This is a genomic window from Mangrovivirga halotolerans (assembly GCF_026241165.1).
GTDB classification, from domain to species: Bacteria; Bacteroidota; Bacteroidia; order Cytophagales; family Cyclobacteriaceae; genus Mangrovivirga; species Mangrovivirga halotolerans.
This window is the reverse complement of sequence record NZ_JAPFQN010000004.1, coordinates 291,930-311,681: the sequence shown is the minus strand read 5'-3', so window position 1 is coordinate 311,681 and position 19,752 is coordinate 291,930. Positions and strand designations below refer to the sequence as shown.

Annotated in this window: 25 protein-coding genes; all 25 read left to right on the top strand. The window is 33.8% G+C overall.

The window, feature by feature from the left end:
- The first annotated feature begins 139 nt into the window (after nt 1-139).
- The 25 genes from OO013_RS07955 (at nt 140) to OO013_RS07840 (ending at nt 19,715) form a co-directional block, all read left to right on the top strand.
- Entirely contained in the window at nt 140-1,168 is a 1,029-nt protein-coding gene (locus tag OO013_RS07955) for an SMI1/KNR4 family protein (protein WP_266056211.1), read from the top strand.
- Between the two features lie 75 nt (nt 1,169-1,243).
- Complete coding sequence (locus OO013_RS07950) at nt 1,244-1,732, top strand: phosphoribosylaminoimidazolesuccinocarboxamide synthase (protein ID WP_266056209.1); 489 nt, start codon at nt 1,244-1,246, stop codon at nt 1,730-1,732.
- A gap of 261 nt (nt 1,733-1,993) precedes the next feature.
- Nucleotides 1,994-2,227 (top strand): hypothetical protein, encoded by a 234-nt coding sequence (locus tag OO013_RS07945; protein ID WP_266056208.1) that lies wholly within the window; start codon nt 1,994-1,996, stop codon nt 2,225-2,227.
- Nucleotides 2,209-2,505, top strand: a complete 297-nt coding sequence (locus tag OO013_RS20260; protein ID WP_369414881.1) for a type II toxin-antitoxin system RelE/ParE family toxin — start codon at nt 2,209-2,211, stop codon at nt 2,503-2,505. The genes OO013_RS07945 and OO013_RS20260 overlap by 19 nt, the downstream gene beginning before the upstream one ends.
- 104 nt (nt 2,506-2,609) lie before the next feature.
- Nucleotides 2,610-3,086: a hypothetical protein gene (locus OO013_RS07940; protein WP_266056206.1), complete on the top strand. Its 477-nt coding sequence runs from the start codon at nt 2,610-2,612 to the stop codon at nt 3,084-3,086.
- Nucleotides 3,087-3,226: 140 nt separating this feature from the next.
- Entirely contained in the window at nt 3,227-3,508 is a 282-nt protein-coding gene (locus OO013_RS07935; protein ID WP_266056204.1) for a type II toxin-antitoxin system RelE/ParE family toxin, read from the top strand.
- Between the two features lie 2 nt (nt 3,509-3,510).
- Nucleotides 3,511-3,807, top strand: coding sequence for a HigA family addiction module antitoxin (locus OO013_RS07930; protein WP_266056203.1), 297 nt, complete (start codon nt 3,511-3,513; stop codon nt 3,805-3,807).
- A gap of 130 nt (nt 3,808-3,937) precedes the next feature.
- Nucleotides 3,938-4,402, top strand: a complete 465-nt coding sequence (locus OO013_RS07925) for a hypothetical protein (RefSeq protein ID WP_266056202.1) — start codon at nt 3,938-3,940, stop codon at nt 4,400-4,402.
- Between the two features lie 360 nt (nt 4,403-4,762).
- Nucleotides 4,763-5,239 carry a hypothetical protein gene (locus OO013_RS07920; protein ID WP_266056200.1) on the top strand — a complete coding sequence of 159 codons (477 nt, stop codon included), beginning with the start codon at nt 4,763-4,765 and terminating at the stop codon, nt 5,237-5,239.
- Nucleotides 5,240-5,893, top strand: a complete 654-nt coding sequence (locus OO013_RS07915) for a hypothetical protein (RefSeq protein WP_266056198.1) — start codon at nt 5,240-5,242, stop codon at nt 5,891-5,893.
- A gap of 132 nt (nt 5,894-6,025) precedes the next feature.
- A complete protein-coding gene (locus OO013_RS07910) occupies nt 6,026-6,619 on the top strand; it encodes a hypothetical protein (RefSeq protein WP_266056196.1) in 594 nt (197 codons plus the stop codon).
- Between the two features lie 141 nt (nt 6,620-6,760).
- Nucleotides 6,761-7,285 carry a hypothetical protein gene (locus OO013_RS07905; protein WP_266056195.1) on the top strand — a complete coding sequence of 175 codons (525 nt, stop codon included), beginning with the start codon at nt 6,761-6,763 and terminating at the stop codon, nt 7,283-7,285.
- Nucleotides 7,286-7,351: 66 nt separating this feature from the next.
- Entirely contained in the window at nt 7,352-7,816 is a 465-nt protein-coding gene (locus OO013_RS07900; protein ID WP_266056193.1) for an Imm42 family immunity protein, read from the top strand.
- A gap of 145 nt (nt 7,817-7,961) precedes the next feature.
- Nucleotides 7,962-8,678: a hypothetical protein gene (locus OO013_RS07895; RefSeq protein ID WP_266056192.1), complete on the top strand. Its 717-nt coding sequence runs from the start codon at nt 7,962-7,964 to the stop codon at nt 8,676-8,678.
- Nucleotides 8,679-8,903: 225 nt separating this feature from the next.
- On the top strand, nt 8,904-10,220 hold the full coding sequence (locus OO013_RS07890) for an amidohydrolase family protein (protein ID WP_266056191.1): 1,317 nt from the start codon (nt 8,904-8,906) through the stop codon (nt 10,218-10,220).
- Nucleotides 10,221-10,325: 105 nt separating this feature from the next.
- Complete coding sequence (locus OO013_RS07885) at nt 10,326-11,582, top strand: serine hydrolase domain-containing protein (RefSeq protein WP_266056189.1); 1,257 nt, start codon at nt 10,326-10,328, stop codon at nt 11,580-11,582.
- Between the two features lie 316 nt (nt 11,583-11,898).
- Nucleotides 11,899-12,270 (top strand): hypothetical protein, encoded by a 372-nt coding sequence (locus OO013_RS07880; RefSeq protein ID WP_266056188.1) that lies wholly within the window; start codon nt 11,899-11,901, stop codon nt 12,268-12,270.
- Nucleotides 12,271-12,436: 166 nt separating this feature from the next.
- Nucleotides 12,437-13,426 carry an MBL fold metallo-hydrolase gene (locus OO013_RS07875; RefSeq protein WP_266056187.1) on the top strand — a complete coding sequence of 330 codons (990 nt, stop codon included), beginning with the start codon at nt 12,437-12,439 and terminating at the stop codon, nt 13,424-13,426.
- A gap of 77 nt (nt 13,427-13,503) precedes the next feature.
- Nucleotides 13,504-14,085, top strand: coding sequence for a pyridoxine/pyridoxamine 5'-phosphate oxidase (locus tag OO013_RS07870; protein WP_266056186.1), 582 nt, complete (start codon nt 13,504-13,506; stop codon nt 14,083-14,085).
- 170 nt (nt 14,086-14,255) lie between these two features.
- Nucleotides 14,256-15,185 carry an alpha/beta hydrolase gene (locus tag OO013_RS07865; RefSeq protein WP_266056185.1) on the top strand — a complete coding sequence of 310 codons (930 nt, stop codon included), beginning with the start codon at nt 14,256-14,258 and terminating at the stop codon, nt 15,183-15,185.
- A gap of 391 nt (nt 15,186-15,576) precedes the next feature.
- Entirely contained in the window at nt 15,577-15,891 is a 315-nt protein-coding gene (locus OO013_RS07860) for a hypothetical protein (RefSeq protein WP_266056184.1), read from the top strand.
- A gap of 142 nt (nt 15,892-16,033) precedes the next feature.
- A complete protein-coding gene (locus OO013_RS07855; protein WP_266056183.1) occupies nt 16,034-16,609 on the top strand; it encodes a hypothetical protein in 576 nt (191 codons plus the stop codon).
- A gap of 28 nt (nt 16,610-16,637) precedes the next feature.
- Nucleotides 16,638-17,174, top strand: coding sequence for a hypothetical protein (locus tag OO013_RS07850; RefSeq protein ID WP_266056182.1), 537 nt, complete (start codon nt 16,638-16,640; stop codon nt 17,172-17,174).
- Nucleotides 17,175-17,450: 276 nt separating this feature from the next.
- Complete coding sequence (locus OO013_RS07845) at nt 17,451-18,467, top strand: DUF3500 domain-containing protein (protein WP_266056181.1); 1,017 nt, start codon at nt 17,451-17,453, stop codon at nt 18,465-18,467.
- A gap of 123 nt (nt 18,468-18,590) precedes the next feature.
- Nucleotides 18,591-19,715 (top strand): peptidase MA family metallohydrolase, encoded by a 1,125-nt coding sequence (locus OO013_RS07840; protein ID WP_266056180.1) that lies wholly within the window; start codon nt 18,591-18,593, stop codon nt 19,713-19,715.
- Nucleotides 19,716-19,752: the final 37 nt, after the last annotated feature.

Below are 19,752 nucleotides of genomic sequence, written 5' to 3'. Positions count from 1 at the left end.
TTGTATAAGTTATGGCGGCTGTGGTGCCAGGTGTGGCATCGGATTCTCGCTGGATTTCACTGTCCTATCGGACGCGAAATCGGCACGATAATCCGCCACAAACTCATACATTGAACGTTAGCTGTAATTCAGAATCACTATGGCAAAATCGATTGAACAATTTGAAAAAGAAATTTTCTCTGAAACTGACGGAAGCAAATTCAGTAAACTAAAGAATAAATTGGTTAAGAATTTCTCTGAAAACAGTCGAGAAAAAGTCTTAGAAATATTAATGGACTATTGCCGTTCGGGACAATTGTTACATTGGCGAAATTTTCTATTATCCGATATTATTAGGCTAATTAAGGTTAATGAAGCTAATTACATTCCCTTCTTTGAGTGGGCAATAACTCAATCCAAATTGACCTATTGGGGAATAGATGGACTTTTAAAAACTAAGGGGTTCAATTGCTACGATCAGCTTTTAGAATTACTGACAGATGAAAATGTCGAGTTAGCAAGTAGATCAAAAGCAATAAAAAGTCTTGCCGCCCATAGTGATCAACCTTTTGATAGAGATTTGCCTAAAGATCCTGGTTATTGGAAAGTAAGTGATTTACGAATCGATGAAATAATTGAATGGAAAGAAAATGGGTATAATTCAGGAAGCGGATACGAAGAACCTTTAAGACATCCATCATTAGATAACCCGAAAACAGAATTTGAAAAGATAGTAGCAAAACTTGATAACTTATTAAAAATTGAGCGAAACACTAATCAAGATTTATCTAATCCTTCGGACTGGCTAACAATTGCCGATGAAAACAAGATTTTAGAAATTGAAAAAAAATGGGATTTACCAACGGGTTACCTCGAGTTTTTAAAAAAGTACTCCCCACTCAATGTTTACATTGATAATGATAATTTTTTTCAGGGCTTAAATCTTTATGGCGCTAATGATTTAATCAAGCGACAAGAAGGATACTCATATAATCCAATAAAAGATGAAATAATTAATGATTGGCCAAATAATTTTGTTGTTATTGCTGAATCGGGAGCAGACCCTTACTGTATAGATATAAGTGATAGCCAAGGAGCTATTTACACAAGTATGCACGGAACTGGAGAATGGGAATTCGAAAAATTTTCAGAATCTTTTGAAGACTTTTTAGTAGAAATATTGAAATAACATACAGCTAACACTATGTAAAAATGCATTAAAACGCATTTTACATTAACCGTTGGCATTCATTGAAAAAACTAAATGGAATCAGAAAAGACATTTAAGACAAAAACGGGATTTTGCCATATCCTTCCTGATAAAATTGTCTTGACGAGAGACGGGGTTTTAGGTAATGTGACTAAAGTGACTGTTGGAAACAATATTGCAAGAATCCTTCTAATTTACGGAGCAATAACAGTTGGACTGTTCTATTTTGGTTATGAAGCATTTAAAAACGGACAGACCTTACAACCAATTTTATTTGGACTAATTGGACTATATCTGATTTACGGAATTGTCAGTAGTATAAATAATTCAGAAACACCAATTATCGACCGAAAGAAAATTAAAGCTGTAAAACTTAAAAAAGCTGTTAAAGGATTGACTCGTTCTAGATTTGAAGTGCAGTTCGAAGATGAGAACGGAAAAATCAAAAAACGACTGATTATGCTTCCAGGCTCATTGACTGACGGACAGAATGAAACAGAAAAGGCTGTTGAAATAATGAAAGAAGAGCAACTATTAAAATAAAAAAAAACGAAATGCCAACAAGTTATATAGCCAATTGGGCATTTAGTGATAAATTGAAATTCCTGTTCTTTGAGCAGGCAACGCCAAAACAAAGTTTTGACGTTTAACAAAAAAGAAAATTAAAAGTAAAAACGTTTGTTTTGGCTTGGTGCAAACTCGAAAGTGAAGAGCTTTGAATCTGCCCTACTGTCCATACACAGATCGTTGTACACAAGCAAGGGCTACCAAGACCAAATGAAATATTTTTCGTATAATTATAGCATGAATACTAGAGAGAAACTTTTAGAACGGATTCAGAATATTAAGGATGAAAAAATTCTCGAAGAGATGCTTGAAATGATTGAACTAGAAATGAATCTTTCAACAGAGATTATTGAACTTAATACTGAACAAAAAAGTGCAATTGATCAAGGTCTTAAAGATATTGATGAAGGTAAATCCATGAATCAGAAAGACGTTGATAATTTTTTCAAAGAATGGTTAAATACGAAGTAATTTGGTCTAAAAGTGCAGTTAAGGATAAGTATGACATTTTAGAATATTGGTTCAAAAGAAATAAGTCCAAAACATATAGCATCAGATTAAACAATTTATTCAACCAGGCTGTCAAATTAATATCAACTAATCCTGAATCCGGGAAAAAATCAGACTATAAGAATATTCGAATAAAAATAGTTAGGCATTATTTGATTTTTTACCTGATTAAATCAAACCGAATAGAAATAATCAGAATTTGGGATTCTAGAAGAGATTTAAAAAATTTAAAAATATAAGCCAGTGTACAACAGTGCCTAAGCATCATCCCCCACCCCAAGGGATGGGGTTCGCCGCTTAGCCTTAACGTTGTAACACGTTAAACCAAAATCGCGAGAAAAGAATGAATACCTACATAATCTTCGGAGTTTTAGCATTAATCGGAATATTTACTTTTATTAGTTGGAATACAAAATGGAATTCAAACACACCCGTAATTGCTAAAAATAAAACTGAATTACGGAATCTTGAAATCCAACAAGAAGAACGAGATTTAAAACTCATTGTAACATACGATTACGGACAAAAAACAAAAATCATAACTGAAAAAGCAACAGCGGAAATAATAAAAAGCACTATGAAATCAATCAATTGGAATGAATTTCACATTGTGCAACTGGAAGACAAAAATGCTGATGGATATAAAGCTTTGGACGTTGGTGGAAGTTTAGCAGATGATGGATTAGCTTCTGGACTTGTAACTGACGAAGACCATATTCTATTGGTAAAGCCATTAGAATCGGTTGACCAAATGACTGAAATACTTCTTGACTTTTTGAAAGGAGAAGATGTTTGGCGGAATAAATATGAATATAAATAACGTGCTACAACAGTGTGTTCCATGAATAATCCCTTCCCGAGGGATGGGGTTCGCCGCTTAGCCTTGACGTTAGGCTACATTAATTTTGACATAAGCAACCATTTACTTATCTTTAACGTTAGTAACGAATAGAGTAAGCATTGATAAAGACATTTGGAGATAAAGTAACTGAGAAAGTCTTTGATGGGATAAGATCAAAAAAACTTCCAGAAGACATTCAAAGAATCGGCAGACGTAAGCTAAGAATGATTAACAACTCATTTTCAATAAATGATTTAAGAATCCCTCCTGCTAACAGATTAGAAAAACTATCTGGTGATCTTAAAGATTATCATAGTATTAGAATTAATAAGCAGTGGAGAATAATTTTCAAATGGGAGAACAATGATGCTTTTAATGTTTCAATTGTTGATTATCATTAATTATGGAAAAGCTACCTAATATACATCCTGGAGAAGTTCTTAAAGAAGAATTTTTAGAGCCTTTAAACATAAGTGCATATAGATTATCAAAGGAAACTTTTATTCCTCAAACAAGAATAAGTGAAATTATTCATGGTAGAAGAAGAATCACTGCTGATACTGCACTAAGATTTTCAAAGTTTTTTGGTACCTCAGCTAAATTCTGGATGGGGTTACAGGCCGATTTTGATCTCGAAGAACAAAAAGAGAAATCAAAACAAGAAATACAGGACATTAAAAATTATAGTAACGTAGCCTAGCAGTTATGCCGGCTGTAGAGTCAGTTAAAGCGCTGGATTCTCGCTGGATTTCACTGTCCTATCGGACACGAAATCGGCACGGTAATCCGCCACAAACTCATACATTGAACGTTATAACTAATCAAACAATATGGAAAAAATCACATTATCCATGATTTTATTAATTTCAATTTTGACTTCGTGCAACTCGGTAGATAATTCCATTAATGTAACCGTTGATGATAATCTAGACCTTGACTTAGTAAAAGTTGAATATGGTTTTTATTCAGGAAATGAAGAATCAGATAAAAAGTTGGTTGACAATGGATTAGACAAAACAATTTTTGAGAACGGCAATCCTAAATCCTTTAATACAATTTGTGGTGAGAATGACTTTTTAGTAACCTATGCTGATAAGTATTATGTGAAGGTTCGTCATTTTATTCCAAATGATTTTGATGATGGAATTCCAGACGGCCACAAATACAATTTTGAAATAATTGACAACCAAAATACCCCCCTTTTGAAGCTAGAAATTGAAGGGACTGATGGCGAAATCATAACTAAAGAATTTGCTGAAATAAAAAATGCTGCAAATAATAAACAAGGAAGGTAAATTAAAATTATAGCTATTACACGATGTATAACTCATAACACCTTTCAGGATGCTACTAAACCATTTACTAAACGTTAGACTCATTTCTCCCACTAGCGCAGGTATTTACTTATGCTTTTACTTCTTACATAAATCAGCACCCCATCTTATCCATTAGTAAACGATTACAAACGGCTATAAAATTATCCGATTACAGTCGATTACTAACGGATATTAATAATATAAAATATTTGATTTTGAGCTGAAAACAGCTATTTTCAACATTAAAGGAATTTATTAACAACAAAAACAACGAAAGCTATATAAGGAATAAGCAAGACAGATTCGCGCATAGCCAATCGTTAGGCTCAATTTCTTAACATGAAAATTAAATTAGTACTTCTATTTTTTATATTCATATGCATGATGTCTTGTAGTATATCGGACACGGAATTTATTGAACGAATAAATTCAACAGATCGAATAGAAATTAGGGAGAGGTTTCATGGGGGAATTGCGGGAACTGGATTAACCAACTATGTAGTTAAAAGGAGTGGTTATTTCTATGAAAATGAAGACTGGATATTAGTGAGAGATGAAGACACTCAATTTCAAACTTATATCCAGCTTAGTCCCGATGAATTATCCATTTTTAAATCCTTTATCACAAAAGCATTTGAAACACATGATTCAAATAGAACGAACGATAATTCCTGTACAACCTTCGGCCCAAACCCAAATGAATATGACATTCAAGTGGGCTTCTACAAAAAACACTTGCAACCAGATGAAAAAACTGATAGTCTATTTTATAGGTTGACAGGTAAATTTTGTGAAACTAAACATGTGTATGAATAAATGAAGAAATATTTTGAAGCCATATTAATATTTATAATTCCATTTTTTTCATACGGACAATTTGAAATAGAAAATGATTCGCTTTCTAGTCAATTAGTTTTTAAAGAAATAGAACCTCCCAATTTAGACAGTTTAAAATTTGAAATCAGAATTTGGAGATGCCCATCTACCCTATATAAAACCTTCACTCAATTAACAATTTCAAATAATAACATATGGAATTACAGTAGAGGATTCCTAGATGAAAATGGAAACGTTATTGAGGTACCAGGATTAAATTTTCAACCAGATTTAAATGATCTTTGGTCAACCATTGATTCACTTGGAATTAGAACTTTACCTCCATTAGAAAATATTAAACTAACAATTGAAAAGGACAATGAATTTTATACACTTAGTTCAGAAGAGTATTATAAACTGTTAGGCACTGATGGGATCGGGTATCAAATTGAACTGTTTAATAAAAATTCAACACGAACATACTTCTATTTAAACCCACAAAAGTTCACATCCTACAATAGAGAATCTCAAAATAAATGGAGAATTGATGAATTCCATCGTTTAATTAAGATAATTGACAAGGTAGATTCAACATTAAATAATCACGAGGTAATAGATAAAAATATCAAAAAATGGGTAATGGATAATAATTAACTGAAGGTAACAGTGGCTATGGCCCACCGTTTTGTTTTTCAGATGGAGGGATTATCTTTGAGTATCAGCTATGTGTTTTTTAAGAAGCCGTAGGTTTCGGCGAAAACATAGCCTTATCGTTACCACACATAAATGAAAATAGTACTTTACATAATATTATCTTTATTGGTCGGGCAGCAGATGGTTGCACAGATTGATATTTCAAAAACATTATTTGACAGTGCAACCCATAAACGGATTTATCAAATAAGTATATCAGATTATCAACAAATTGAACTAATTGAGGATGTAAATGGGCAATACTCGGGAACATTAACTTCTGCTGTTTGGAAGGTCAATAGAAAAGAAGAAAGAAAAAAAATTCTGCAACAAAAATTAACTATTCCATCTAAACATGTTCAAGAGATAATGAATATTGGGAGTTTAAATAACATAGAGAATCTAGAAAGTTGTAAGGATGTTAAAGGTTGTGTTATTGGTTTAGATGGTAGGTCAGTATTTTTTACTATTAAAACTTCAAAACTTTCCAGAGAGTATTGGTATTGGGAGCCTGAAAATGATCAATATCAAGATTCATCAGTGGTTCAAATAAAGAATATTCGACAAATTTTAAAAGGGATTAGAAAGTATATAGATCTTAAAATGATCTTTGATTCTTTCATTAATGAATTGCCCTTTGGAAAATACTCATTTGGAGGAGTAATAATAACTAAAAGAGTAAATTAATACGAGTGGTAAAAACACCTATTTGCCGTCGTTTTGTTTTTCAATTGGGGCTGCTATCTTTGGGTATCAGCTATGCGTTTATTAAGTAGCCGTTGGTTTCGGCGGACACATAGCCTTGACGTTGTGTGTCATTAAGAAAATATGGATATAACAATCAATCAAAAACAAAATAGAGAGCTATTAACAGTACATGCTGAATCCTCGTACAATTTCACTTTTATGGGCAGAAATGAATGGATTCTTGCATCGATAAATTTAATTATTGGGGTAGCAATTTCAATTTATTACTATCCTAGATGGTTCTTAGGTTTGCCATTCATAGCAATTGGAATATTTGAATTGATAAAATTCCCTAATAGAGTTAATAGATGGGTCAACAGAAAAGAAAAGGAAAAGATATTTAATAAAGATTTTCAATTCATTATTTCAGATAGCTCACTAACAGTATCCTATGATGATGAATCAAAAGTACACGAATTTAAAGATATGCGACAATGTCTAATATCGGATTCGGGAATTCTTTTTAAAATATCCTACAAGGAGTATTATTATATCTCTTACAGTTCTCTTGGAGATGAGTTGAAGGTAAAGGATTTGATAAATAATTTAAAAACTGGATTTGATGAGGATAAAATAAAAGTTAAACGAACACACAACAATGCCTAAGTCTCATACCCCACCCCGAGGAATAGGGTTCTCCGCTTAGCCTTATCGTTATAAGCAACCAAAACTATGATCTTCGGAGATAAAAGTGATTTTGCTATTGAATATACTCCTGAACCTGGGTCTCAGGATATGGGATATGGTAAAATTTGGATTAAAGGAGAATTCTATGGGACAAATGAAGATTTGATTTATCCCAGTTACATAATAAATATTATTAGAAATTTGCTTCAGGCTAAACAATTTCAGCTTGACTGGAAAAAGTTTTCTAATACCGAGCTTTTATCCCATCTCAATTCGATTAGAAATTCAGATAGTAGCATAATAATTTCCAGTTCAACTTTTACTGATGATTTTGAAGGATTCAAATTCAAATCCGGTAATGAAATCATTATAGTTTGGAGGTTAATCTCGGATGAAAATGATTTATTATTTGAAGAGCTGAGGAACTATAATAGAACTGTAAAAATTAAAACAGTGGATATCCAATCGATAACCAGTGTTTACGAGGAATTTAAAAGACAAATGAAATAAGGCTGCTCACAACAGCAGGTATGGCCCACCGTTTTGTTTTTCTGTTGGGGCTATTATCTTTGGGTTTCAGCTATGCGTTTTTTTTAAGCAGCCGTAGGGTTTGGCGAACACATAGCCTTAACGTTAGCAATAATTTTTAGATCACATGAAATTTTTCTCATTCTTAGCTTTAATAGTTATCTGCGCCTCATGTAGAATGTTCAGAGATACAGAGGGTTATGATATAAAAAGCAAGCATAACGATGATAATGTAGTTTTTACTACTAATTCTAAGTTCATTTATTCTATTGATAGAATAAAGGGTAGCGATACCCTGGGAAATTATATTGTTAATCATTTAAATGACACTCTAGTTGTCGATCGTGTCATGCTTACTGTTTTGCCGGGTAGTTTCTTGGGGCAGACAAAAGTTAAGTGGGAATATTTAAATCCAAACGATTCAGTTGTCCAAAAGAATATTACGGGTATTATCGAAGATTCAACCACGGTTTGGATACATCCCCCCCGATCAGGAATGCCTCTTATTTTTACTGAATCAGCACCTTTTCCTAAGGTTAAGTTTCCTTTGGTAGATAATTTATCTTGGCCGGATGGTATAGGTAATCTTAAAGGATATGAGGAGATTGGATTAACAGGTAGTGTAAGCTTTACTTATAAAAACCTGGGACAAGCTGGAGTAAAAACTACCAATAAAAATTATAAGAAAAGCTGGAAATTTTTCTCAGAAGGCCAAAGTTGCATTGGCCTGTCTATACATATTTTTCACTTTGATGAGGTTGATGGATTTGTATATAGTGAATATGATTTTCCAAACGGAGAAAAGGTTATTTTGCAATTAGAGAAGAGAATTGAACCAATGTAAATAAATACTATTGCCAACAATGTGTAAAGCGGTATGCTGCTTCACTTTTGTTGGTGGGTTTCGCCCTTTTCATTAACTTACGTTACGGTCGACGCGACCCGGCTCGCTCACCGCATACCCTTTACACGGTACGTTAGTGCCAATAATGGACCCAAGATGAAACCGCCAAAACTCTTCCTTACATTATTTTTGACAATCTCGGTTTATGTAAGCCATGCTCAATTTATGTCGAATAAGGAAGCCTCTAGAATAAATGACTTACTCGAAAAGGTATCAGAGCAACATAAACCGAACTCATATATTTTTAAGAATGTCAACACATTGACCATGTTGGATTCTCAAATTGTAGAACAGGATGTATTGATAAAAAATGGGGTTATTAAAGAGATTGGGATAAATATTATTAATCAAGCAGCAATCGAAATTGATGGGAAAGGCAAGTATTTGATGCCGGGACTTACAGATATGCACATACACTTGTTCGATCAGCATCAGATGAAAAATATATGGATGCTTCTGCTTCTGGTTAACGGAGTAACTTCTGTCAGGGACATGGCAGGTGAACCAGGTAAGCTTGTTTTAAGAGACAAAATCAAGAACAATGAGGTTTTGGCTCCCAATATTTATCAGGCAGGCCCTATTATCAATGGTATGGATAATCCACCCACTTTAATAGTGGCTTCAACTCCTGAAGAAGGACGAAAACAAGTGATCGAACAAAAGAAAACAGGATACGATTTCATCAAAGTATATGATGACCTTAATAAAGAAACCTACTTAGCCATTTTAGATGAAGCACAAAAACAAGCTATACCTGTCGTAGGACATCTTCCAATTGCAATTAGTATTGAGGAAGCCTTGAACAAACAATCATCTATTGAACATCTAACCGGATACAAGGGGTGGAGAAATAATGTTAAGGCCTATTTAATTGCTAATGAAGACTATGCAACATCAACTGCCAGATCAAGCACATGGAACTGTCCTACTTTATATAACCTCTTGATAAATTGGGATAAGGAGATGGCTGAAAATGTTTTAGCAAACCAGGATATCACTAGTTTACTTCCAAGCAAACTTATTAAAAGATGGGAAAGTCTTATGTTAAAAGATACTGATAAGAAAGAGGCACTATTAGCTGAATACGGTGAAAATAACAAGGAACTATTCGCTCAAATCGTTTCAGGTTTTTACAAATCAAATGCAAAGCTGGTTGCAGGAACCGATGCAGGTAGTATCCCATTATTAGTTCCAGGGTTTTCTCTTCATGAAGAGCTTGCAGCTTTAAACATCATTGGAATAGCAAATTACGATGTATTGAAAATGGCCACCACTGAGGCTGCATTAGCTATGGAAAAAGAAAAGGAATTTGGCACTATTGAAATTGGAAAACGTGCTGACTTATTACTGCTTGATAGTAATCCATTGGAAGATATCAATAATCTTAAAAAACAAACAGGCATAATGGTACGTGGAATTTGGCTTTCAAATAGTGAATCGGAACAGATAAAACAGGAAATAAAAACTGCTTTTGGAAATTAATAGAGGCGCTAACAAATGCTTCCATGAATAATCCCTACTTTTAAATTTATTTACAAAAGAAATCCATAACAAAATTCAACCTCTTCAACCCTATCAAAAAACCATATGAAAAAATCAGCTATTCTATTAATTATTGGACTTGCATTTTCTTCTTGTAACCAGGAAAGCAAAACCAGTGATAAACCTGTAAGTGAAAATCAAATTGTACTGGATTCTTTGACAGCAGAATTAGATTCTATTCAGAAAAACGGGCAAATAAATGGGTTTGCCGTGGCTATGGTAAACCAATACGGTGTATTGTACACAAAAGGCTTTGGTATTGCTAATCGGGAAACTAAAGAAAAGTATACCGAAAATACTATCCAGCATATTGCTTCGGTGTCTAAAACGTTGATCGGTATTGCACTAATGAAAGCCAAAGAAATGGGCAAACTTAATCTTAACGACCCCATTCAGGATTATTTACCATTTAAAGTAGTAAATCCTGATTTTCCAAATGAAGTAATCACCATAAGACATTTGGCTACCCATACATCCGGCATTAATGATACCGACCAATATATGAACAGGGCCTGGATCATGGAAAAGAACCAGGACCTAACAAATGTAAATACTGATTATCCCTATCAAAAACTCAATCTTCCCAGCCAGGATATGCCAATGGAGACCTATCTGAAAGAATATCTGGATACAGAAGGCAAATATTATCAAAAAGAAAATTTCATCGACTTCAAACCCGGCGAGCGATACAACTACTCTAATATCGGAGCAACACTGTGTGCTTTGGTTATCGAAAAAGCCACAGGTCAGGGATTCGATATATTTACTAAAGAACATATTTTAAAACCATTAGATATGAATTCAAGTGGTTGGTCATTAAAAGAGGTAGATATTACCAAACATTCAAGATTGTATAGAAATGACGATTCTGTTTTACCATTTTATACTGCGATAACCTACCCGGATGGGATGTTAATTTCATCAAGTAGTGATATGGCAAAATACCTGGCAGAATTAGTTAAAGGTTATAACGGTAATGGAACCTTACTTCAAAAAGAAAGTTACGAAGAACTGTTTACCGAACAATTAGAAGAGCAAAACTTTGAATCACGAAATCCCAATCACCCCTATGACGAGGATTACAGTCCGGCGATTTTCATAGGTCATAGTGCTTTGGGATATATAGGCCATACCGGGGGAGATGCAGGAGTAGGAACATGGATGTTTTTTGATAAAGAGAAAAAAACCGGAAGATATATCATAATCAATACTGATTGGGGTAATGATGAACGAGCCAAGGAATTAGAATACTATGCGATCTGGGACAAAATGAATGAATATTTTGAGAAGTTGGAAAATTAATAGTTGGTTCTGCGGGCTCCTTCTGGTACAAAGATACCCATGTGCCTTAAAGCAAATTCACATTTAATACAATTTCCAATCCCCAACTATCTTTTTTACTAAACATCCATACGTAACCGGATATAAAAACTCCCGATGACAGTTAGTTACAAACGCTTACCATCGGGTTTTTATAATTAAAATAGTTTGAATTTGAAGAGGAAACGGCTATTTTGATCAGCGAAAAGGATTTATTAACAAAATTAACAACGATTCATATATATGTAATAAGTGCCACAGAGTGGCGTATATACAATCGTTGACAATGATTAAACAAATGAACAATTTGAAAGCGCTTTTCTTAATTCATATCATGTTAGTTTTGGTGAGCTGTTCAAAAGATAATCCGACACTTGAATTAGGAGATAGTTTTGATGTAATTGTAAGTCTTGAAGTACTTAATCCTGAAGGAATAAATAAAATTGAATTTCAGACAATTGAAAATTCAGAAACAATAACTTCAGCGGATTTGCAAAATTATAAGTCAATATCTTTTGGTTTTAACTGCAAAGGTGAAGGATTATTCAAAGTTTGTATATACACAAATAACGACACAATTTGTTCAGAACATTATGTTGAAGGAGGATACAGGCCAGAACTCACCTGTACGAAGGATAAAATAGCAGTTAAAGAACATATTGGATATTAATATGAAAGAGTTGCCAACAGGATATACGAAGTTATGCCGGCATTAATACCGGGCCAATCGCCAGCTTCTCGCTGGATTTCACTGTCTTATCGGACGCGAAATCGGCACGATAATCAACCAAAAATTCAATCATTAATGCTAGAGCATTTATAAAAAGATATCACTCATGAAACCAATTAAATTCACTGTACTTTTATTACTTATTTTTAGTGTTTTTTATTTAAAAGCCCAACAGGAAAAATCAAATTTCACTCAGCAAACATCCTTTAATAAAAAAAGAACTACTGTATCTTCATTGAAAATCACAACCTTGTCAACTATGCTGGCAAATCGAGGTTTAGGAGAATGGGGATACTCCGCGTTAGTAGAAGTAGACAGAAAAAAAATATTATTTGATACGGGAAGTAAACCTGAAACAGTTTTAAAAAATGCAAAGGAGCTAGGCATTGATTTATCTGATGTGGAGGACGTTTTTCTCAGCCATAATCACAGAGATCATACGGGTGGACTCCTTACACTTAGAAAGGAATTAAAAAAAGTTAATCCTAAAGCATTAAGTAGAGTCCATGTTGGAATGGGCATATTTAGCCACAGAGAGGATCGGGAAAATCACATGTTATCAATGAAAAAAGAGTTGGAAGCTGATGGGGTTGAGTTTATTATATATTCAAATCAACATGAATTATTCCCTGGAGTTTGGATTACAGGACCAATAGAACGAATTCATGAAGAGCGAAATTGGAGTGGAAACGTTCAAATAAAAACGGACAATGGCACGATAGAAGATAATATACCCGAAGATCAATCTTTAGTGATTGATACAGAAGATGGGTTTGTTCTAATTTCAGGTTGTGGCCATGCAGGCATCATTAATACTATCGAGCATGTTAGATTAAATATTCATGAAGAAAAAGTGTTCGCCGCTATAGGAGGCTTTCATTTAGTAAATGCATCAGATGAACATTTGAAATGGACAGCAGACAAACTGCTTGAATTTGGAGTCTCTAAAATAATTGGTGCTCACTGCACTGGCATTAATTCACTGTATATGCTAAGAACAATGTTGAATATGAGCCGTAGCGATGCTGTGGTTGGGTCTGTGGGAGACAGTTTTGATTTAAAGAATGGAATACAAGCTGGTTATATTGCTCGATAGAACACAAATACTAACAAAAAATAAAAGCATTAATACCACCGGTTATTAAGATCGTGAGTATCAAGCTGAAAAACTATATGGATAAAATCAGACAACCAATACCACTTTTTAAAAAATGGTTTGAAGAAGAAATAAATCTTACAAAAGTTCAAATCCCTACAGCTGTTTGTTTATCAACAATTGGAATTGATGATTTTCCAAATGCACGATATGTATCCTTTAAAGAAATCCATGATGAGTCCTTTATTATAACTGGACCATTAAATTCACGGAAAGGTATTGAAATAGAAAAAAACAATAAGGTTTCATTAACCTTTTGGTGGACCGAAACGGAGAGACAAATTAGAGTTCAGGGAATAGCAACAAAAATCTCTGAAGAACTTGCGGAAAAATATTTTCACGCACGAGACTTTAATTCCAAGGTAGTTTCTATGATTTGTGAGCAAGGTAAAGAGACCAGCACTATTAAACTACTTGAACAAAAGGTTTTGGAAAGGGTAACCAAAAACAAAAAAATTGACAAGCCAAAAGACTGGGGTGGGTTTTCAATCAAACCTGTGCGAATTGAGTTTATGGAATTCAGGAAATCAAGATTCCATGACAGAAAACTTTTTGAGTTCAAGGATGAGAAATGGATTTTGAAACAACTCCAACCATAAAAATTATAAGCCAACAGTTAACAATGTGTAAAGCGGTATGCTGCTTCACGGTTATTGTCGGGGTAAGTACTTTTCGTTAAATTACATTAAGGTCGACGCGACCTTGCTCGTTCACCTCACCCTCTTAATATGGTACGATAGAAGCTATTTAGTCAATGAAATTTTAAACTATGAAAACTGTGATAATAAATATATGTATCAACTTCCTCATAGTTGGAATTTTCTCAACTCAGGCAATTTCTCAGAATAGAAAATCCAATCAAAATTATCCCGCTGTAACCCTTGAGGGAACTGAGATTAGAACCTTACCTTCGAACATTGTCGGTCAGGATTATGAATTATTAGTCTCTTTACCTAAAAGCTATCACAGTACGGATAGTGATTATCCTGTAATTTTTTTATTGGACCCTTACCGTACCTATTCGATAGTAAAAGGCTTTACTGATATATTGATAACACCGCATTCCTTAATCCCTGAGGTAATTATAGTAGGGATTGGATATGGTGGAAAAAGCAATGAGGCATTACTAAAATGGGTTTTAGGACGCACGAGAGATCTTACTCCAGCCAAAGACTCGATAACTGAGGCTGACTTAGAAAGAAGGATTATTAGCTCGGGTGTCCCCAATGTAGAAGTAAATACTGGTGGAGCCGAATTATTCTTAAATTTCATCGAAGCAGAACTTTTGCCATTTATTGAATCAAACTATCGAATCGATGGTAGCCAAAAAATGCTTTGTGGTTATTCTTTTGGTGGTTTGTTTGGATTGTATACTCTTTTTAATAACCCTGATTTATTTTCAAAGTATCTGATTGGAAGCCCAAGTATTCATTATAAGGAAGGCATCATTTATGATTATGAATCAGAATATGCAAAAAAATATAACGATATGAATGCGGATGTTTTTATAAGTGCTGGTGAATTGGAAGAATTAACCTCAAATAATATCAAAAAAGTTGAGGGATTACTACGTTCACGCAATTATAACTCCCTGAAACTTAAAACGGTTATTTTCAAAGATGAAAGCCATGTAACATGTATTCCTGCTGCGTTAGGTCGTGGTATATATGAGTTACTCCACCAAGAAAGCAAACATTAAAAAGCTTCTAACAATGCATAGCCACAATTATGGCGGCTTCGCTTACATCCGGTCCCAGGGCTATATCAAAAATCAAAGCATATTAACCCTTAGCTGACGGTTATATGAGACCGTAATCTGTAATTAGCTTAAATAGCAACATGAAAAAAACTAGTGATCAATTACCCTGCTATTTAAAGATATTGATTGGGATAACATTTCATAAGACACCTGAAATACACCTTTGTATAACAAATAGAAAAGCGGCATACTGCTTTATAGTCGTTTGTCGGGAGGATCCTTTCAGTTAACTTACGATAAGATCGACGCGGCCTGGCTCGCTTCCCGTTCACCTTTACACGGTACATTGTAGTACATTAGTCATGAGTTGTTATCGACCGAGTATAATAACTTGAAAACTTACATAAAGAAAAACTACAAATTTCTATCCCCTTTTATACAAGATGTTAAAGCTAATATCTTTCCATATGCCCTAGTTTTACTTAGTTTTCTAAACTATTCAGATTTATATTCACAGAATAACCAATCACTCACTAAAGACGAGAAAGTAGAAATTCTTAAAATTTTTAACGGGTTATTTATAAATTACCAGACAGATGAAAGTTTAAGAAAAATATTTGGAGATTTTTTTGAAATCCTGGTTCTTGAAGAATATAAAGAATTTGAAGACAGTGACTCAATATTATTAATAGGAAAGAAAAAATAACGACACCACAACTTTTTGCATAAGTAATGGAAGGTAAAGTGCTAAAATTTAACGTCATAGCTCGCTTAAACTGCATAATAGTTTGACTGGACGCAACCTGTCAATACTCATACAATTTAACATGGCCTTGATTACAAAAAACATGAACAACAAAAAATTCACAAAACTGATACTTACAACTATATCCTTTTGTAGCCTATTCCTTAATTCATGTGTAAAGGAAAATTGTCAAGGATTTCCTAAAGAAAATTTAATATACATACCCTATCAGATTGATGATACTTTAATCTTTGAAAATGGCTCAGATACGATAACATTCAGAATTGTAGATTCAGGTATCACAGAACCATATACAATTAAAACTTCCTTTCCTGCCACTACAAATGAAGAATGTCATTACTATGCCTTTTTTAAATCATCTAAAGAAAATACATATGGCTATACAATAGAAGACGGTTATCATGACCATCACAGAGTTACCTTTTCAATTAATGATCATCAAGATGTTTACGAGATGTTAAATACAAATACTTATTCTAATGCTCAGGAATTGGGTTCTGTAACAATCAATGGCATCAATTACGATAACGTTTATCTAATGGAAAAGGACACCAATATCCATAAAGCTGGAATTATCAAAATATTAAAGGCTCCATACCAAGGGATTATCCAATTTATAGATCATTCTAATGGATTTACATGGAACAGAATAAACTAAACAGAACACAGCATTTAATCAGGATAAAATGAAACTACTGATTTTTATAATGAGTATTATTTACTTCAGTGCATTTGGACAACAAACAGAATGTCTAAATGATCCCGTTATTTTTACTCATTTCAAATCTCCAATTGAACTTCCTGTGAAAGTTCTAAACGATAATAAGGCGATCACTCAACATACTGGATTAAAATTGTTAGTTAATCCTGATAAATATGTGAATTATGATTATTCGGTAAGGGGAGTCAGTCTGAAGTTAATTAATTTGAGTGACTCAGTTTTAAATGAAAAAATCAGTTGTTTTGATGTTAAATTAATATGCCAATTAAAGGATATTGATGGAAATTGGATCAATATCGAACATCCAATAAAAGATCCAACTTGTGGATGGTCAATTAGATATTTTGATCTTAAATTAAATATTGGAGATTATATAGAAATGGTTGCTCCTTGTTACACAGGATCAGAGAAAGTTCAGATGAGGTATTTATTGACATTAAAGGATATTGAAATTTCATCAAATGAATTTGAGGGATTAATAAATAAAGGATTACTAAATTAAATACCAGGATTTGGCTCAGCCCCTTTTTATTGTAAAGCATCCCAATTAAGTCGGCACTGGTTTTCCAAATTGGATAGAAGACAATTTACTCTATGAGGATGAGAACACTGTATCCCGGAAAAACACCTGGCATCTAATACGTGCTGATGATAAAAAAAGTCCAAATATTTCTGAATAAAAATGAAATAAAAATGGTAAACTAGACAACTTGCCTCCTACAACAAAGGCTACGGCTCACCGTTTTATTTTTCAGTTGAGGCTATTAAAACAGTATTTATGAAAAAAAAATTTATAATAGCCCTCTTGACGACTGTTTCACTAATCCTGTTATTTAGTCATTCAGATGATAATCCTGCAGTTAAGTTTTTGAATTCATTAAATCAAAATCAAAGGGATAAGGCACAACTTCCATTTGATGATACGTCAAGAACTTTTTGGCATTTTATCCCAGGCTCAAGATTTCCAAGACCAGGAATTCAATTAAATGAAATTAATACCTCTCAAAAAGAGTTAGTGAATGAATTACTCCAATCCTTTCTTTCAGAGACAGGTTATCTCAAGACAAAAAAAATAATAGCGTTAGAAAATGTGTTGCTGGAAATCACAGGGGATTCTGTAAAGAGAGATCCTGGAAAGTATTTCGTAGCATTTTATGGAAATCCGGAAATCGATAGTCTTTGGGCCTGGTCTTTTGAAGGGCATCATCTTTCACTTAATTTCACTGTACTTAACGGTAAAACTATAATTGCTCCACGATTTATAGGAGCCAGTCCTGCCACTATTCCCTCAGGTACCCGAAAAGGTGAGCGGACCCTTGATAAAGAGGAGGACTTAGGACTAGAATTGATTAATTCATTCACTGGTGAACAAAGAAAACTGGCAATATTTAAGCAGAAACCATTTTCTAATATTGTGACTGGAAACTCAATTGAAGTTGATCCGCTAGCCCCCGTTGGAATTAAGTTCGAAGAGATGAATCACGATCAACAACTTGTTTTCCTAACTCTCCTAAATGAATACCTTTCAACCATCCCAGCTATTCAGGCTGAAAAAAGAATGGAGAATATCAAAAAGGAAGAAATGGATGAGGTAAGATTTGCTTGGGCGGGAGCTACTGTATCTGGCGAAGGCCATTATTACAGGATTCAAGGTAAATCATTTTTGATAGAATTTGATAATACACAGTCAAATGCCAATCATATCCATACAGTTTGGAGGGACTTCAATGGAGATTTTGGCAGGGATTTAATTAGAGAACATTATAAGTATTCGAAACATCATAAACATGATTAATAAACATGTCTAAGGACGGATTATAAACCATACTTGCGGAATACGGCTTATATTAAACACCGTTTGTATCTATTTACCAAAAAAAACTAAAGTACTTTCTAAAAAACATTTACCCATTATCCTATGAAACTATCCTTACCAATACTTTCTGTTCTGGTTACTTTATTTTGTATTTCCCACACCTATGCACAAGATTCAAACCTGTCTGGTAATTGGATGGGAAAAGTTAAAATGGGTGAAGATTATCCAAGACTGGTCTTTACAATTACTATGGATAGCAATAATAATCTACAAGGAACAGTTGGCAGTCCGGATAAAGGAATTAAAGGCATCCCAGTAAGTAGCATAATAACTAAATCTGATTCTGTTATATTTGATATTTCAGCTGCAATGGCCAAATTCAAAGGCATTCTATCAGAGGATAAAAAAAGCATTAGTGGCGTTTGGCAGGAAGGTCATTCCAGGCAGAGCATAATTCTAAAAAGCATAACAGAAATAGAACTTCTCAATGATGACAGAAAAAAAACAATAAGTTATAAGCTACAGCACTCAAATAAGTATTATAATTTTTATTTAGAAGATAAAGATGTCAGCGTCCTAAACGATCTTATGCTCACGTTAGATTCAAATTACGTGGTGCTGACTGACATTATGAAAACTGATTTTTCGGATAAGATTGATGTCATTATTTATCCTGATATAGAAAAATTCCACAAGGCAATATATTTAGAGGATGCACCTGATTGGGTTGTTGGGGCAGCTGGAAAGAATGAACTTAAAATGGTCTCTCCTCTTAATCCGGGAACTGTACATGATTACGAGTCTTTAATTAAAGCGATTGTACATGAACTTAGCCACACTGTATTTATTAATATGAGACCTCAAGGACAAGTGGGCTTACCCAAGTGGCTAAATGAAGGATTCGCATTTTACTACGCCAAACAACTTTCAAAAGAATCAAAAGACCAAATACTGAATAATGTAACCATAGAAAATATTCCTTCCTGGAGTTATCTAAATAAGGCCGAAACCGTTGAATTTGGAGAAAACCAGGGTTATGAATATTCTGCTTTAATTGTTGAATTTATAATAAATAAATACGGATACGAAAGTATCAGGAAACTAATTCTAAACCCCACAGATTTCTCTAACATATTCGGACTCACAGCATCAGAATTAGAGACAAATTGGAGGAACTACTTAATCGAAAAGAAAGAAACTGCTATCAACACTGGCTCCCATGAATAATCTCTTCTCCTTTAATTTAAATGAACATATGCCTGAA